The organism is Novosphingobium sp. KA1 (genome assembly GCF_017309955.1).
GTDB lineage: Bacteria > Pseudomonadota > Alphaproteobacteria > Sphingomonadales > Sphingomonadaceae > Novosphingobium.
Window position 1 is genome coordinate 239,173 of the sequence record NZ_CP021247.1, and the last position, 15,773, is coordinate 254,945.

13 protein-coding genes are annotated in these 15,773 nt (G+C 67.5%); 6 read left to right on the top strand and 7 right to left on the bottom strand.

Features of this window, described 5'->3' with window-relative positions:
• Nucleotides 1–43: 43 nt before the first annotated feature.
• Genes CA833_RS01270 through smpB form a run of 3 tightly spaced genes read right to left on the bottom strand, consistent with a single transcriptional unit; the run spans nucleotide 44 to nucleotide 3,611 of the window.
• Nucleotides 44–2,527 carry an ATP-binding protein gene (locus tag CA833_RS01270; RefSeq protein ID WP_242526208.1) on the bottom strand — a complete coding sequence of 828 codons (2,484 nt, stop codon included), beginning with the start codon at nucleotides 2,525–2,527 and terminating at the stop codon, nucleotides 44–46.
• On the bottom strand, nucleotides 2,524–3,132 hold the full coding sequence (locus CA833_RS01275; RefSeq protein WP_207078971.1) for a DUF2062 domain-containing protein: 609 nt from the start codon (nucleotides 3,130–3,132) through the stop codon (nucleotides 2,524–2,526). Before CA833_RS01275 ends, CA833_RS01270 begins: the two co-directional genes overlap by 4 nt.
• Nucleotides 3,129–3,611 (bottom strand): SsrA-binding protein SmpB, encoded by a 483-nt coding sequence (gene smpB / locus CA833_RS01280; RefSeq protein ID WP_142632673.1) that lies wholly within the window; start codon nucleotides 3,609–3,611, stop codon nucleotides 3,129–3,131. The genes CA833_RS01275 and smpB overlap by 4 nt, the downstream gene beginning before the upstream one ends.
• Nucleotides 3,612–4,150: 539 nt before the next feature.
• Between smpB and CA833_RS01285 the strand changes: the two genes are divergently transcribed.
• The gene (locus CA833_RS01285; protein ID WP_207078972.1) at nucleotides 4,151–6,169 is read left to right on the top strand and encodes a S9 family peptidase; all 2,019 of its coding nucleotides are present in this window, start codon (nucleotides 4,151–4,153) and stop codon (nucleotides 6,167–6,169) included.
• A 71-nt stretch (nucleotides 6,170–6,240) separates the two neighbouring features.
• Here CA833_RS01285 and CA833_RS01290 read toward each other — a convergent pair whose 3' ends face one another.
• Both CA833_RS01290 and dapA read right to left on the bottom strand, forming a co-directional pair.
• Complete coding sequence (locus CA833_RS01290; protein ID WP_207078973.1) at nucleotides 6,241–6,777, bottom strand: energy transducer TonB; 537 nt, start codon at nucleotides 6,775–6,777, stop codon at nucleotides 6,241–6,243.
• A gap of 192 nt (nucleotides 6,778–6,969) precedes the next feature.
• The gene (gene dapA / locus CA833_RS01295) at nucleotides 6,970–7,851 is read right to left on the bottom strand and encodes a 4-hydroxy-tetrahydrodipicolinate synthase (RefSeq protein ID WP_142632671.1); all 882 of its coding nucleotides are present in this window, start codon (nucleotides 7,849–7,851) and stop codon (nucleotides 6,970–6,972) included.
• A 92-nt stretch (nucleotides 7,852–7,943) separates the two neighbouring features.
• Here dapA and CA833_RS01300 point away from each other — a divergent pair, with 92 nt between their 5' ends.
• Nucleotides 7,944–9,908, top strand: a complete 1,965-nt coding sequence (locus CA833_RS01300) for a lytic transglycosylase domain-containing protein (protein ID WP_207078974.1) — start codon at nucleotides 7,944–7,946, stop codon at nucleotides 9,906–9,908.
• Nucleotides 9,909–10,013: 105 nt separating this feature from the next.
• Here CA833_RS01300 and CA833_RS01305 read toward each other — a convergent pair whose 3' ends face one another.
• A complete protein-coding gene (locus tag CA833_RS01305; protein ID WP_207078975.1) occupies nucleotides 10,014–11,378 on the bottom strand; it encodes an alpha-galactosidase in 1,365 nt (454 codons plus the stop codon).
• Between the two features lie 130 nt (nucleotides 11,379–11,508).
• Between CA833_RS01305 and greB the strand changes: the two genes are divergently transcribed.
• The 3 genes from greB (at nucleotide 11,509) to CA833_RS01320 (ending at nucleotide 13,321) form a co-directional block, all read left to right on the top strand.
• Nucleotides 11,509–11,994, top strand: coding sequence for a transcription elongation factor GreB (greB, locus tag CA833_RS01310; RefSeq protein ID WP_142632668.1), 486 nt, complete (start codon nucleotides 11,509–11,511; stop codon nucleotides 11,992–11,994).
• Nucleotides 11,995–12,196: 202 nt separating this feature from the next.
• Nucleotides 12,197–12,754, top strand: a complete 558-nt coding sequence (locus CA833_RS01315) for a YgcG family protein (RefSeq protein WP_207078976.1) — start codon at nucleotides 12,197–12,199, stop codon at nucleotides 12,752–12,754.
• Nucleotides 12,755–12,796: 42 nt separating this feature from the next.
• Entirely contained in the window at nucleotides 12,797–13,321 is a 525-nt protein-coding gene (locus CA833_RS01320) for a hypothetical protein (RefSeq protein ID WP_242526209.1), read from the top strand.
• Nucleotides 13,322–13,373: 52 nt separating this feature from the next.
• Here CA833_RS01320 and CA833_RS01325 read toward each other — a convergent pair whose 3' ends face one another.
• The gene (locus CA833_RS01325; protein WP_142632666.1) at nucleotides 13,374–14,042 is read right to left on the bottom strand and encodes an outer membrane protein; all 669 of its coding nucleotides are present in this window, start codon (nucleotides 14,040–14,042) and stop codon (nucleotides 13,374–13,376) included.
• Between the two features lie 276 nt (nucleotides 14,043–14,318).
• Here CA833_RS01325 and rlmN point away from each other — a divergent pair, with 276 nt between their 5' ends.
• Entirely contained in the window at nucleotides 14,319–15,641 is a 1,323-nt protein-coding gene (gene rlmN, locus CA833_RS01330) for a 23S rRNA (adenine(2503)-C(2))-methyltransferase RlmN (protein WP_207078977.1), read from the top strand.
• Nucleotides 15,642–15,773 lie beyond the last annotated feature (132 nt).

Sequence of the window (15,773 nt, forward strand, 5' to 3'; positions counted from 1 at the left end):
GTTCACGTAGAACAAGAGGGGAACTTTGGCAGTTTTCCGTTTTTTAATGAGAGGCCGTTCGCGCCAGAACATCCCCGACTTTTTCGGAAAGCTGCTGAACCGAGAAGGGCTTGGGCATGAACCAGGCGTTGGCGATGCCGATTTCCTTGCGCAATTGCTCCTCGGCATAACCCGACATGAACAGCACCGGCAGCCCCGGCGCGATTCTGCGGATCTCGCGCGCCATCGCCGGGCCGTCCAGCGTCGGCATGACGACATCGGAGACGACCAGATCGAAGCGCCCGCCCTGCTGCACGCACTCGAGGCCTTCCTCGCCGTCGCGCGCGCAGGTGACCTGATAACCCTGCCGGGTCAGCGCGCGTTCGGCGACCACCCGCACCGGATCCTCGTCCTCGACCAGCAGGATCGAGCCGCCGCCCGCCCATTTGCTGGGCGCCGGTTCGTCCTTGGCGGCGGGCAAGGCGATCTCCCCCGGGGCCATGTGATGGACCGGCAGATAGACCACAAAGCGCGTGCCCTGCCCCACTTCGCTTTCCGCGAAGATGAAGCCGCCCGACTGCTTGACGATGCCGTAGACGGTGGAAAGGCCGAGGCCGGTGCCCTTGCCCTGTTCCTTGGTGGTGAAGAACGGCTCGAAGATCTTGCCCAGATGCTCGGGCGGGATGCCGCCGCCGGTGTCTTCCACGATCAGTGCGGTATAGTCGCCCGCCGGGATGATCTCGCTGCGCATCGCCCGCACGTCGGTGGTGGTCACCCGGTGGGTAGCCAGCGTCAGCGTGCCCGAGCCGTCGCTGCCCTTCTTCATCTGCATGGCGTCGCGGGCGTTGACGGCCAGGTTGACGATCACCTGTTCCAGCTGCGTCGGGTCGGCGCGCACCGGCCCGAGATCGCGGTCGTGGGTGACCACCAGCTGGATTTTCTCGCCGATCAGGCGGCGCAGCATCTGCGAGACGTCGGCCACCACGTCCGGCAACTGGAGCACTTCGGGGCGCAGCGTCTGCTGGCGCGAGAAGGCCAGCAGCTGGCGGGTCAGCGAGGCGGCGCGGTTGGAGTTGGCGCGGATCTGCTGGATGTCGTCATAGTCGGAATCGCCCGGCGTATGGCGCATCAGCATGAGATCGCAGGTGCCCAGGATCGCGGTCAGCACATTGTTGAAGTCATGCGCGACGCCGCCGGCGAGCTGGCCCACCGCCTGCATCTTGGTGGCCTGCGCCACCTGCCGCTTGAGGCGGGTCTCCTCCGAAGTGTCGGTCAGGCCCAGCAGCACCGCCGCCTCGCCAAGCCCCCGCACCCCGGCAAGGCTGAGCGAGACCGGATCCTCGGGCAGCGCGGCCAGCCGCACGGCGATGTCGCCGGCAGCGGCGGGCCCCTGCGCATAACGGCGGATCGCCTCGGACAGCGCGCGCTTGTCCTCGCGGGTGACCAGGTCGATCGGATAAGTCGGCGGATGCTGCCCCTCGCGCCCCGCCGCGCGCATGAAGGCGGGGTTGGCGAACAGCAGGCGGCCGTCGCGGTCGGCCATGGCGAGGCCCAGCGGCAGCTGGCTCATCAGCGCCTCGAGATGGGGCGAGGCCGCGCTGCTGCTGCTGCCCGTGCCGATGCCCTGGGCGGCATCGACCACCAGCATCAGCGAGGGCGTCGTATCGGGATCGGGTTCGCCGGGAAGAGCGGGATCGGCCACCGGCACGTGATAGAGCACCAGCGGCCCGCCGCGCCCGCCATCGCGGGCCCAGCCGATCCGCTCGCCCTCTTCCTGGCTGAGCATCGCGACGAAGTCCTGCCCGGTCAGGTCGGCCTGCGGATCACCCGCCGCGCGCTGCGCGAAGCCGGTGCTGGCGGCGCGGATCGTGCCGTCGGGATCGACCAGCGCCGCGCAGATGCCCGAGCGGGCCAGCCCCTCGCCCAGCTTGCCGCCGATCTGGCGGGCGACGTCGCCGACCAGATCGACCGCGTTGACCGACTGGATGCGCCAGACCAGGAAATCCTCGCCGCGCCCCGCACGGCGCACGTCGATGCGCCAGTCGGCCTCGGTCGCGCCCGTGCCCGCACCTGCCCCCGAGCCCGCCATCCCGCCGCGCACCAGGGTGCTGGCCTGTCCGTCGCGCCAGACGGTGCGGACGAGTTCGGCGATCGGCTCCTTCGCCGCCTCGCCGATCGGCAGCCGCGAGGGATCATGGCCGACCCCGAACCAGCTTTCGTAGGCGGAATTGGCGCACGTGAGCCGCCCTGCCCGATCAGTCAGCGCGATGGCCACATCCTCGCGGTCGATCGCGGCGACCGTCACCGACCAGTCGGGCAGCGCGAACTCGACTTCGGCCTCGGCCACCCGGCGCCGCGCCAGCGACCAGGCGAGCGCGGCAAAGACCAGCAGGGCACCGGCCAGCACCGCCGCCAGCAGCCCGTCCCCGCTCACCAGCCAGACCAGCAGGACACTGATCGCAAGCGCCGCGCCGACCACGCCCACGTCGCCGAGCGGGCTGCGCGGCATGCCGGAACCTGCGCCGATGCGCTTCCGGCCTGCGGTCATACGATGCCTTCCCGGTCACCCTCGCCCGCCGCATCCTCCGGCAAGGCGTTGCGGAACAGCGAGCGGTGGCGACGGGCGCGGTGCTTGTGGCCGATCCAGTAGCGCCAGAACCAGATGGTGAGGAAATAGCTGACCACGGCGGCGACCACCGACTGGACGAACAGGCCGATCACCACTGCCGGCGCGGTGTCCGACAGCATCCAGCCCCGCCACTGCGCCAGACTTGCGCCTTCCCGCACCATCACCTCCACGGTCGCGATATCGGCATGGTAACCGAAGCTGTTGCCGATCGCCACGGCCAGCGGCAGGATGATGAGCAGGGTCGTCACCGGATTGGAGACGAACGTGATCGCGGCGGCGAGCGGGATATTGCCGCGCAGCGGCACACACATCAGCGCCGCGCCGACGATCTGGACGCCCGGGATCAGCGCGAAGATGCCGATGAACATGCCCACCGCCACCCCGCGCGGCACCGAGCGGCGGGTGAAGCGGAACAGTTCCGGGCGCCGCGTGAAGGGCGCGGTGAAGCGGTTCGCCTCCAGCTGCGCGTGCGTCGGCATCTGGCGGTGAAGCCAGGCGCCGAGGCGGTGGAGCAGCGCGCTCACCCGTGCTCGCGCAGGATGCGGCCCTGTTCCCGCTTCCAGTCGCGCTCCTTGATCGTATTGCGCTTGTCGGCGGCGTTCTTGCCCTTGGCCAGCGCCAGTTCGACCTTGGCGCGCCCGCGTCCGTTGAAATAGACCGAGAGCGGCACCAGGGTCATGCCCTTGCGCTCCACCGAGCCTTGCAGGCGGGCGATCTCGCGCTCCTTGAGCAGCAGCTTGCGGGGCCGCTTGGGCGTGTGGTTGAAGCGGTTGCCGTGGCTGAATTCGGGCACGTTGGAATTGACCAGCCAGCACTCGCCGCCCCTGATCTCGGCATAGGCCTCGGCAATCGAGCCCTCGCCGAAGCGCAGCGACTTCACCTCGGTACCGGTCAGGACGATGCCGGCCTCGAAGACCTCGTCGATGTGGTACTCGAAGCGCGCGCGGCGGTTCTCGGCGACGGACTTCTTCTTGTCGAATGTGGGGTGCTGCGGACGTGCCATATCGAAGCGGCATTTAGGGATTCACGCGGCAAAAGGAAACGCCCGTTTGCGCGATTTGCGACCGTGCGGACGGTAAAGCCCATGGATGCCCCCGCAAATCCCGCCCCAGCCGTGATGAAAATCACTGTCAGGTCTCGCCAAAACGCTAAAAGTCGCCCCGTAACAGCTATTTAGGTCGTAAACTCAGCAACGGCGCCATCGAGGTTTGAAGCAAAATGGCTCAGCGGCAGGAGGGAAGGCGCTGGAATATGTCGATATTTCAAGACTTCCCGACGCAGCGCTGGGCCATTTTGGTCAAATCCCGCAGGGACGCCCAACTGGCTTCCATCTCGAACCGAAGCTGCCTTGGACGGGCAACCAGCCCGCCCGGCGGCACCTTCGGCCCGAGCTGTTCGCCATTTGGGCGCCTCGATGGCGCCGTTGCTGAGTTTACGACCTAATCGTGCAATCGCGAATTGGGGCGCTTGCTGTTCCGGGCGGGTTGCGGAAACAATGCGGCCATCCGGAAACAAGGTCCGGCCAGGGGAATATTCTTGAAAATGACGACACGGGGCAGATGGGCGCTGGCGGCGCTCACTTCGATCATCACGCCGATTCTGGCCGCGCAGCCCGCGCTGGCCGCGGACGGCAGCGCGGCATTACCGCCTGCCGCCCAGCCCGTGACCCAGCCCGCGGCCCAGCCCGCCGTTTCCGCACCGCCGCCGCTCGACGCCTATGGCGAACTGCCCAGGATCGAGGATGCCGCGCTGTCACCCGATGGCCGCAACATCGCCAGCATCAGCCGGATCGACGGGCAGCGCCGGCTGCTCGTCGTCGACGAGACGGGCAAGCCGCTGGTCAATGCCGCGACCGGCGACGGCAAGGTCCGCGCGATCGAATGGGCGGACAACGAGACGATGCTGCTCACCACCAGCGCCACCGTGGCGATGTCCGGCTTCACGGCGGACAAGTACGAACTGGCCGGCACGTTCCTGATTCCGCTCAGGGGCGGGCAGCCCGGGATCCTGTTCGGCAAGACGCCGGAAGTCGCCGACACCACGCGCGGCCGCTACGGCATCCGCACGATCGGCGGCAAGACGGTGGGCTTTTTCGGCGGCATCGCGCTCTCCAAGTCCATGGAGGGCGACACTTTTGCCAGGCATGCCCGCACCACGCTCTACGCCGTCGACCTCAAGACCAACCGCCCGCGCGTGGCCGCGACCCCGGCCGCCGAAAATCATGAGCGCGACTGGCTGGTGGACGGCAGCGGGCAAGTCGCCGTCACGCTCGACATGGAAGTGAACGGCAACTGGAGGATCATCGCCCCCGGGGGCCTGGAACTGGCGCGCGGGGTCGATCCCACCGGCCATGTCGGGCTGCTCTGCTTCGGCAAGGAAGGCACCACCGCGATCTACACCATCGACGACAGCCAAGGCGTGTCGCACTGGTACGAAGTGCCGCTGGAAGGCGGTGACGCCAACGAGATCTTCGCCGACGCAAAGATCGACCGCATCTTTGTCGACCGCGCGACCGGCCGCCTGCTCGGCTACCGCACCGATGCCGAAGGCCCCAAGACGGTGATGTACGATCCGGCCAAGCAGGTCGCGCTCGACAAGGTCCTGAGGGCCTTCGCCGGTCGCAACCCCCGCCTGGTGGACTGGACCCCGGACTTCTCGCAAGTCCTCCTCAGCACCGGCGGCAACAAGGACAGCGGCACCTGGTACCTTGTCGACGTGCCCGCCCGCAGCGCCGGCCCGTTCGGTTACGAGCGCCCGCTGATCAAGCCCGAGCAGGTCGGGCCGATCTCGATGGTGGACTATACCGCCGCCGACGGCCTCAAGATGGACGGCGTGCTGACCCTGCCGCCGGGCCGCCCGGCCAGGAACCTGCCGGTCGTCGTGCTGCCCCACGGCGGCCCGGCGAGCGAGGACAGGCCCGGGTTCGACTGGTGGGCGCAGGCCTTTGCGTCACGCGGCTACGCGGTGTTCCAGCCCAATTTCCGCGGTTCGACCGGCCGCACCGATGCCTTCCGCCATGCCGGGGACGGCCAGTGGGGCCGCAAGATGCAGACCGACATCTCGGACGGCCTTGCCGAACTGGTGAAGCGCGGCATCGCCGACCCCAGGCGCGCCTGCATCGTCGGCGCCAGCTATGGCGGCTATGCGGCGCTGGCGGGGGTGACGCTGCAACAGGGGCTCTACAAGTGCGCCGTGGCGGTGGCGGGCGTCACCGATATCCGGCTGATGTACGATACCGAAGTGCGCGAGGACCTGGGTTCGCAGATGACCCGCAAGGTGCTGCGCCAGCAGCTTGGCGATCCCTCGGGCTTTGACGCGATCTCGCCGCGCCGCTTTGCCGCCAAGGCCGACGCGCCGGTGCTGCTGATCCATGGCAAGGACGACACCGTGGTCCCCTATCGCCAGAGCCTGGTCATGGCCGATGCCCTGAAGGACGCGGGCAAGCCCTACGAGATGGTGACGCTGGCCAGCGAGGACCACTGGCTCTCGCGCGAGGAGACACGCAAGCGCATGCTCTCGGAAACGATGCGTTTCGTGCAGAAGTACAACCCGGCGGATTAACGGGCCCGCGTAACACCCCCGCCGGCAGGCTGCGCATCGTCGCGGCCTGCCGGCGGGGCGGCTTTTGCCGTCTATTGTTTCACGAAGCCGATGGAAAGGTTCTGGACACCGCGAACCGGCGTTCCGGACGCGTCCTTCAAGGGCGCCACGCCGCCCGAGACGGCGGCATCGCAGGCCGCCTTGTCGAGGGCCGCACGGCCGCTGCCGGTCACCGTCTCGCAGTTTTCCACCTTGCCGTCGGACGCCACCACCAGCCGAAGCTCGACAACCCGGCGGCGCAGCCCGTCGGGGATGCGCTGCAGCGGCAGGTAGAGGTCCGCCGCGCCCGCCGGCGGCGAAGCCCGCGAACCGGTGAGACGATCGGTCACCCAGATGAGCCTGAATTCGACGGCCCCGTAGACCCGCGAGCCCCTATGGTCGATCGCCGGGGTTGCCGTCATCTTCGCCAGCTTCTTGCAATTCGCGCGGTCCTCCACCGGGCCGACGCCCAGAATTCGCGCACTGCAACCGGCGGCGCGGCCATCCGGCGCGATCACCAGGCGGACAATTTCCACGCCGTCCGCCACGCTCGCCGTCGCCTGCGGCGAGGCCTGCAAGTCGACTTTCACGTCCCCGATACTGGCCTGCTGTGCCGCCAATGCCATCGCGATTAAGAACACCTGACCCCCTATGACCTGAACCCGGTTCGAACACGTATGTTACGGCACGAAATCTACCGCAGGTGCCGGGAGATGCAAGGAGGGCGCCGGTTCGCACCGACGCCCCTTGCCTGTCCCGACTTGTCCCCAATGGCGCGCCGCTCAGACCAGACCGGCGTGCACCAGTGCCTCGTCCACCGCCACCCGGGCCTTCTCGCCGCAGGGCACCAGCGGCAGGCGCAGTTCGTTCTCGATCCAGTCGTGGACTTGCGCCAGCGCGTACTTGCACGGCCCCGGCGAGCTGTCCTCGAACATGGCGTAGTGCAGCGGGTAGAGCAGGTCGTTGAGGCGGCGCGCTTCTTCAAGGTCGTTGGCGGCGCAGGCGGCCTGGAACTCGGCGCAGAGCCTGGGCGCGACGTTCGCGGTCACCGAAATGCAGCCGACGCCGCCCGCCGCGTTGAACGGCAGGGCCAGTTCGTCGTCCCCCGAAAGCTGGCAGAAGTCCTTGCCGATGCCCATGCGGTGGTCGGTCACGCGGCTGAGGTCGCCGCTGGCGTCCTTGATGGCGATGATGCGATCGGGGAAGCGGCGCGCCAGTTCGATCACGGTTTCGGGCAGCAGGTCGGTCACCGTGCGGCCCGGCACGTTGTAAAGCACGATCGGCAGGTCGTTGTGCTCGGCCAGGTAGCTGAAGTGGGCCAGCAACCCGTCCTGGCTGGGACGGTTGTAATAAGGCGCCACCAGCAGCGCGGCCGAGGCGCCGCACTTCTTCGAGAAGTTCATGTGCAGCAGCGCGTTCATCGTGTCGTTGCTGCCGCAGCCGGCGATCACCGGCACGCGGCCCGCCGCCTGCTCGACGCAGACCTCGATCACGCGGTGGTGTTCGGCGTTCGACAGCGTCGAGTTTTCACCCGTGGTGCCGCAGGGCACGAGCGCGGAGGAACCCGAATCGATCTGCCAGTCCACCAGCCGCCGAAAAGCCTGTTCATCGAACGCTCCGTCGCGAAACGGTGTAACAAGAGCAGGAATGGACCCCGAGAACATGGACTTTACCTCTGCTGATCGTCATCAATGACGGACTGGCATCGGGTAACCGGTCCCGACGTTCAGCGCCTGATAAGGAGCCTTTCCCCCAAATGTCCAGCATGCAGCGTGCCGCCCCCCTCATCCTGCTTGCTTCCACGGCCCTTTTCTCAAGCCCCGCCCTCGCGCAGGACGGGCGCGAATGGGATCTCGCCAAAGCGCAGCAGATGCAGTCGCACGACATGAGCGTGCACCAGTCGATCGACCGCTGGCGGCAGCTTTCGGCCAGCAGCCAGCTCGATTTCGGCACTTATTCCGGGTTCCTGATGACCTTCCCGGGCTATCCGCTGGAAGAGCGCATTCGCGGTTATGCCGAACAGGCGCTGCAGCGCTATCCGGCCGACGCCAATGCCACCGCCGCCTTCTTCACGCGGTTCCCGCCGCTCTCGAACGAGGCCGCCGGGCGCTATGCGGTGGCGCTGGCGACGCTGCAGCGCCCCGATGCCGCACAGAAGGCGCTGGCGGCATGGCGCGGCGGCAGCCTTTCGCCCGATGACGAGGCGCGGCTGCTGTCGCTCTACGGCGCCCGGTTCTCGGCTGCCGATCACGACGCCCGCATGGACGAGCTGCTGTGGCAGGGGCAGACCGCGCAGGCCGAGCGGCAGATTTCCTTCGTCTCCCCCGCCAATCGAGCGCTGTTCATGGAGCGGCTGTCGATCCTGCAGGGCGCGGCGCCGGGCTCCATGGGGCTGACGCTGACGCCGCAGATGAATGCGGACCCGGGCTATGTCTATGCCCGCGCGGTGCAGGCGCGAAAGTCGGGCAACCTGCCCGCCGAGATCGCCCTGCTGGCGAACCGCCCGCCGCTGTCGAAGCCGGTGCCGGAACCGGAAAAGTGGGTGCGCGAACTGCTCACCGCCGCGCGCGGGGCCGGGGCCGATGCCGCCGTGCGCATCGCTGGTTCGATCGACGATGCCTTCGCGCCGGGGACGGACATCTCGAAGCTCTCCTACCGCCTGCGCGACGATTACACGACGCTGGTCTGGCTGGGCGGCACCAAGGCGCTGTGGTCGCTGGGCGATGCCCGCCGCGCGGCGCCGCTGTTCTACCGCTACGGCGCCGCGGCGCAGACGCCCGGCACCCGCTCCAAGGGCTTCTACTGGGCCGGACGCGCGCTGGCGCAGGCGGGCGACAGCGCCGGGGCCAGCCGCTATTTCGAGATGGCGGCCGCCTATCCGCAGTACTTCTACGGCCAGCTCTCGCTCGAACGGCTGGGCCGTCCGCTGCCCGACATGGACAGCAAGCCGCGCGCCATGCCCACCCCGGCGGAACGCAGCGCCTTCATGGCAAAGCCGATCACCCGGGCCGTGCGCGACGTCGCCCGCGATGCCGACTGGCGCACCGGGGTCCAGTTCTACAAGGAGATCTCCGACCAGGCGCAGAGCGAGGCGGACCACGTGCTGGTCGCGGACCTCGCGCGCGAGATCGGCCGGCGTGACCTCGCGGTGATCCTCGGCCAGAGCGCCCATGCCGATGGCTACGGCGATTTCGGCAAGATCGCCTATCCGCTGATCCCGACGCCGCCGGGCGCGGACTGGACGATGGTCCATGCCCTGACCCGGCAGGAAAGCCAGTTCGCGCAGAACGCGCTCAGCCATGCCGGGGCGCGCGGGCTGATGCAGCTGATGCCGGCCACCGCGCGCGAGCAGGCGGGCAAGCTCGGCCTCTCCTACGACAGTGCCCGTCTCGTCAGCGACGCGAGCTACAACATCCAGCTCGGCGATGCCTACTTCGCGCGGATGCGCAATTACTTCGGCGGCTCCTACCCGCTGGCGATCGGTGCCTACAATGCAGGCGCAGGCAATGTGAACAAGTGGCTCGCCGCCAATGGCGATCCGCGCATGGGCTCGGTCGACTGGGTGACGTGGATCGAGCAGATCCCGATCTACGAGACCAAGAACTACATCCAGCGCGTGCTCGAGAACGCGGTCGTCTATCAGGCGATTTACCCGGACAAATCGGGCGCGCAGAGCAGCCGTCCGCTCAGCCGGATGATGGGCAAGAATACGCCGGGCTAGAGCATTTTCCAATCAGGTGGAATTACCTGATGACTCGGAAAATGCGACAAACAAAAACTTAGCCCGGCGTCGGTTCAGGGTTGTTCTGGTACGCCTAGGGGCCGTTCAACCCGCTTTCAGTCGGTAGAGCGCGGAGGCGTGCGGGCGCAGGTTTGCGCGCACCCTGCCCTCGCTCACTCCAAGGTCCGCGCCCTGCCACAGATCGCGCACCGACGCGCGGCTGAGGCCGAGTTCACGCAAGGGCACGGCCACCTCCAGCGGCGCCTCGCCGGTGTTGAACAGCGCCAGATAGCGGTCCTCGCTGCCCTCTGCCCGCGCCGACCAGACGCGGGTGTTGTCGGCCAGGAAATGCGGGCGATTGCCGGTGCTGTGCTGGTTCACCGCCAGGACCTCGCGGTTGGTGAGCAGCGCCAGGGTCGCATCGTCGATGCCGCGCAGATCCCCGCCCATGATCAGCGGCGAGCGGGCGATGGACCACAATGTCATCAGCGTCTGCTGCTCGTCCGGGGTGAAGCGGCTGGCGCGGTCGCCAAGGGCAATGCGGCCCAGCGGCAGCATGTCGGCATCGGGCCAGGAGCCGGGTCCGGCAAACGGCGACCAGTTCTCCAAGCGTGTGAACTGGGCCAAGAGCTGCGGCCATTCGTCCCAGAAATCGTCGGAAATCCGCCACATCTGCGCATGCTTGCGCACGTCGGCCCCGCGCGGGACCGGGGTCTCGCCGGGCGAGAGGCTGAGCACGATCGGCCGGCCGCAGCGCGCAATGGCGCTGGCGGCCGCCTCGATTTCCGGAGCATGGGCATCGTAGGGACGGCTCATGTCGTCCATCTTCACGAAGTCCACGCCCCACGAGGCATAGAGGCGGAACAGGCTGTCGTAATAGGCCTGCGCGCCGGGCTTGCTCATGTCGACGCCGTACATGTCCGGGTTCCACGGGCAGATGCTGTTGGTGTCGGCAATGTCGCGCGCGCGGTAGGGCGTGCCCAGGATCGGCAGGTTCTGCTCCACCGCCAGCCGCGCGATGCCGCGCATCACGTGGATGCCGAACTTCATGCCCATCGCGTGGACCTTGGCCGCCAAGGGTGCAAAACCCTTGCCGCCCTTGGAGGAGGGAAAGCGGTTGGGCGCCGGGATCAGCCGCCCGTTGGCGTCCAGCGCGGGCACCGGATGGGCGTTGTAGGTATAGCTCCTGGCCTCGGGCTCGTACCACTGGATGTCGACGGTGAAGACGTCGTAGCCGAAGGGCAGCAGCCTGTCGCGCATGATCGCCGCGGTTTCGAGCGCCTGCGCCTCGGTGATGGTGCCGGCAAAGCTGTTCCACGAATTCCAGCCCATCGGCGGACGCGGCGCCAGTGCGGCTCCCGGCGCGGTCGGAAGCGCCCCCGAAGCTTCAGCGGCGACGGCGCGAGCTGCCATCCCGGCAAGCGGCGCTGCGGCGGCAGCAATGAGCGCGGAGCGGCGTGAAAGTTCCATGATGTCCTCGATCCCTGATGGTCCCAATGGCCTCGCCTTCTTTTTGTCGGACTAATTCCTGCAGTGCAAGACCGTGGAGAAGCGCCCCTGCCCCTTGGCCGCACCGAACGCGCCGGATAAAGCTCTGGCGATGAAACCCGCAGGTCCTCCGATCACGCCCGCCGGAATGGCGAAATTGCGCGCCCGCTACGACCATCTGCTTGGCAAGGAGCGGCCGGAGATCGTCGAGATCGTCTCTTGGGCGGCCGGCAATGGCGATCGCTCCGAAAACGGCGACTATCTCTACGGCCGCAAACGGATGCGCGAGATCGACCGCGAACTCGCCTTCCTCGCCCGCCGCATGAAGGCCCTGCGCGTGGTCGATCCACGCGAACAGACCGAACGCGGCAAGGTGTTTTTCGGCGCCACCGTCACGATCGCCGACGAGGACGACACCCACAAGACCGTCACCATCGTCGGCGATGACGAGCAGGATGCGGCAAAGGGCCTGATCGGCTGGAGCGCCCCCATGACCCGGGCGCTGCGCGGCGCCGCGGTGGGGGACTTGCGCATGGTGCGCCTGCCGTCCGGCGAGAAGGAATGGGAAGTGATGGAGATCACCTACCCGGCTGGCTGAGAGTGTGTCTGCAAAATGCCTGCAAGGCATTTTGATCCGGCACCAGCCCATTCCCCCACCCGGACCACCCGCGCAATCAGGAAACCGGCGAGATTGCCGAGGGCGTGATCGACATGCAGGACCGGCCCAGTAAAAAGGGCGACTACGGCCTCGGCTATTGCAAGCATGGCAAGAAAGTCGGCGAAGGCCCGCGCGAGATCGCGTGAACCGCTTGACCCGGGCCCGGCCGCGCGGCCAGAACCGGTGCATGGGGGTTCGTCCGTTACTGATCGCGCTTTGCAGCGCTTCGCTCCTGCTTGCCGTGGGCCAGCACCCCTCGGCGGCGATGTCGGCCGGTGCCGCCGCGGCGCCCGCTTCCAGCCACCTGCGGGATTACGTGAGCGACATGGCCCATGTCCTGCCACCGGCGAGCAAGGCGCGTCTTGCCAAGAGCCTGAAGGCGTTCGAACACCGAACCCGTCACCAGATGGTCGTCGTCACGCCCCCGTCGCTCGGCGGCAACGACATCGCCGCCTATGCCCGCGCATGGGGCAATCGCCGGGGCATCGGCCGCAAGGGCATCAACGACGGCGTGATCGTGCTGGTCGCGCCCAACGAACGCAAGGTGCGCATCGCCGTGGGCGACGGGCTGACCGCACAGCTTCCCGACGAACGCTGCCAGGCCATCATCGACCGGGACATGCTGCCCAGCTTCAGGGCCGGGGATTTTGGCGCAGGGCTTGAAAGAGGTGTCGCCGCCCTTTCCCGCCAGGTGCACTGACCGCTTCGCATGCCTTCAAAACCATGCCATGAGCGCGCCTCGATGAAACGCCTATCCGGTCGCCCGTTCCGCCTCATCACCCTGCTTGCCGCCTGCATCGCCGCCAGCGCTGTCGGCTCGGCCCCCGTGCGCGCACGCGAGAGCCTGGGGCTCTACGCCACATGGGGCGCGTTCCGCGATCCGCTGGTGCCGCGCTGCTATGCCATCGCCATGGCCGAGCCCAGCCAGGCCGCGCGTGAATACCAGCCGTTTGCCGCCATCGGCACCTGGCCGCGCCGGGGGGCGCGCGGGCAGTTGCACGTACGCCTCTCGCGCCGGATCATGCAGCCCTCGACCGTCACGCTCAATGTCGGCGGGCAGCGCTGGCCGCTCATCGCCGGCGGCGGCGATGCATGGCCCCGCAACGAGGGCGACAACGCCGCGATCGTCGCGGCCATGCGCTCCGCCCCGCGCATGACCGTCACCGCCACCGACCTGAAGGGCAACCGCTTCGTCAACGCCTGGCCGCTGGCAGGCGCGGCTTCGGCGATGGACGCCGCCCTGATCGGCTGCGCGAAGGCGCAATAGCCAGAAAAGGGCGGCAGCCGGAGCCACCGCCCTTCCCGGCATCAGCCAACGATCAGAAGCGCACGCCGACGCCGGCCATGACCTGATGACGGTCAAGGTCGAGGTTGAAACGCTGGCTGTCGGGAATGTCGCCGGTATAGTCGATCTCGCCCTTGCCGTAGTTCGAGTAGCGGTATTCCAGCTTCACGAAAGTGTTGTGGCTGATCGCCTGCTCGACACCGGCGCCGATCCGCCAGCCGTCGGCGTCGATGTCACGCTTGGTATCGACGGTGCCGACCGCATTGCGCACGTCGAACTTGGCGTTGGTATAGCCGCCCTTGACGTAGACCATGGTCTTGGGCGCGACGACATACCCGAGGCGCGCGCCGACATAGACGTCGCGGTTGGCCTTGACGTTGCCGATGCCGAAACCTTCGAAATCGCCGTTGTCGAACTTGGTCTTGGCGGTCGACCAGGTCACTTCCGCCTCGGGACCGAAGACGAAGTTGTTCATGCGGAAATCGTAGCCCGCGCCGACGCCGTAGGAGAGGCCGTCGATCGACTGGTCGTTGTCGATGCTGGAATCGTCGTCGATGCTGCTACCGGCGCGGGTCACATCGTAACCGGCCAGCGCCTCGACGTGGAACTGTTCGAACGGCTGCACGGGGGCGACATCCTGCGCCATCGCCGGAACCGAAATCATCGCTGCGCCCGAGGTAAGGCAGAGAAGAGCCTTCTTCATGTTGTCACTCCAGTCCTTGTTCTTGAGCAGGTCTCGCCTGCCTGGACTGGTCAAATGCCTGTCGTGCGGGGCCGGTTTCCTGAACATAACACAACGAAATCATTGATGTTTTTCAGCAACACTGGTGCGATGGACGGAGCCTGTGGCGGGTCGGCCGGGCGGAACCGGCCGGGCGCCATGCGCGTTCGCGCGACCGCCCCGCCGCGCCCCTGCCGCCAATCGTGTTGCGCTGTATCTTCCGCTTTCGCGCAAATTGCCCTATATGGCGCGGCAATCATGACAGACACCATTTCCAGCTCCGCCGGGGCCGGCCCCATGCCGATCCCCGGGCACATCGATCCCGTTCCGGTGCCGCGCCCCGGCATCGTCGAAGGCGTGACCCCGCGCGAGGACGGCCGCGTCGACCTCATGGGCCTGCCCAGGAAGCGCATTGCCGACCTGTTCGAAAGCGCCGGGCTGGACCTCAAGGCCGCCAAGCTGCGCGCCAAGCAGGTCTACCACTGGATCTACCACCGCGGCGTGACCGAGTTCGAGGCGATGACCGATATCGCCAAGACCATGCGCCCCTGGCTGGCCGAGCGTTTCGTGATCGGCCGCCCCGAAATCGTCGAGGCACAGCACTCCAGCGACGGCACCCGCAAGTGGCTGCTGCGCACCGCCGACGCCCACGATTTCGAGATGGTGTTCATCCCCGACGCCGATCGCGGCACCCTCTGCGTCTCCTCGCAGGTCGGCTGCACGCTCAATTGCCGGTTCTGCCACACCGGCACCATGCGCCTCGTGCGCAACCTGACCGTCGGCGAGATCGTCGGCCAGGTCATGCTGGCGCGTGACGCGCTGGCCGAATGGCCCAAGGGCCGCATGGACTTCGCTTTCGGCGACGGCGTTGACGGTGCGGAATCCGGGGGCGCCGAGATCGACGACGAGGACGGCGGTTACTCGTCGGACGGCCGCCTGCTCACCAACATCGTGATGATGGGCATGGGCGAGCCGCTCTACAATTTCGACAACGTGCGTGACGCGCTGAAGCTGGTCATGGACGGAGACGGCCTCGCCCTGTCGAAGCGCCGCATCACCCTCTCGACCTCGGGCGTGATCCCGCAGATGGCCCGCTGCGGCGAGGAAATCGGCGTGAACCTGGCCGTCTCGCTCCACGCGGTGACCAAGGACGTGCGTGACGAGATCGTGCCGATCAACAAGAAGTACGGCATCGAGGACCTGCTGCAGGCCTGTGCCGACTATCCGGGCGCCTCGAACGCGCGCCGCATCACCTTCGAATACGTGATGCTCAAGGACAAGAACGACAGCGACGAGGACGCGCGCGAACTGGTGCGCCTGCTCAAGCAGTTCAACCTGCCCGCCAAGGTCAACCTGATCCCGTTCAACCCCTGGCCCGGCGCGCAGTACGAATGCTCGACGCCGGAGCGGATCAAGGCGTTCTCGGACATCGTGTTCAAGGGCGGCATCTCGGCCCCGGTGCGCACCCCGCGCGGGCGCGACATCGATGCCGCCTGCGGCCAGCTCAAGACCGCCGCCGAAAAGAAGAGCCGCGCCGAACTGGAACGGCTCTACGCCGAGAAGGAAGTGGCGCTCGGCTGAGAGCCTGCCGGTCTCCGGGCTCTCTCGGTTCCTCGTTTGGGGCCGCAACGGAAATACGCGATTGGCGTAAGTTCGATGCGGCCCTAGACCGGATGCGACATCCGGAGAGAACCGCAATGACCGAAACCCTGA

Coding starts and splice junctions, on each gene's coding strand:
- CA833_RS01270 (WP_242526208.1), bottom strand. CDS start 2,527: ATGACCGCAGGCCGGAAGCGCATCGGCGCAGGTTCCGGCATGCCGCGC.
- smpB (WP_142632673.1), bottom strand. CDS start 3,611: ATGGCACGTCCGCAGCACCCCACATTCGACAAGAAGAAGTCCGTCGCC.
- CA833_RS01285 (WP_207078972.1), top strand. CDS start 4,151: ATGACGACACGGGGCAGATGGGCGCTGGCGGCGCTCACTTCGATCATC.
- dapA (WP_142632671.1), bottom strand. CDS start 7,851: ATGTTCTCGGGGTCCATTCCTGCTCTTGTTACACCGTTTCGCGACGGA.
- CA833_RS01300 (WP_207078974.1), top strand. CDS start 7,944: ATGTCCAGCATGCAGCGTGCCGCCCCCCTCATCCTGCTTGCTTCCACG.
- CA833_RS01305 (WP_207078975.1), bottom strand. CDS start 11,378: ATGGAACTTTCACGCCGCTCCGCGCTCATTGCTGCCGCCGCAGCGCCG.
- greB (WP_142632668.1), top strand. CDS start 11,509: ATGAAACCCGCAGGTCCTCCGATCACGCCCGCCGGAATGGCGAAATTG.
- CA833_RS01320 (WP_242526209.1), top strand. CDS start 12,797: ATGAAACGCCTATCCGGTCGCCCGTTCCGCCTCATCACCCTGCTTGCC.
- CA833_RS01325 (WP_142632666.1), bottom strand. CDS start 14,042: ATGAAGAAGGCTCTTCTCTGCCTTACCTCGGGCGCAGCGATGATTTCG.
- rlmN (WP_207078977.1), top strand. CDS start 14,319: ATGACAGACACCATTTCCAGCTCCGCCGGGGCCGGCCCCATGCCGATC.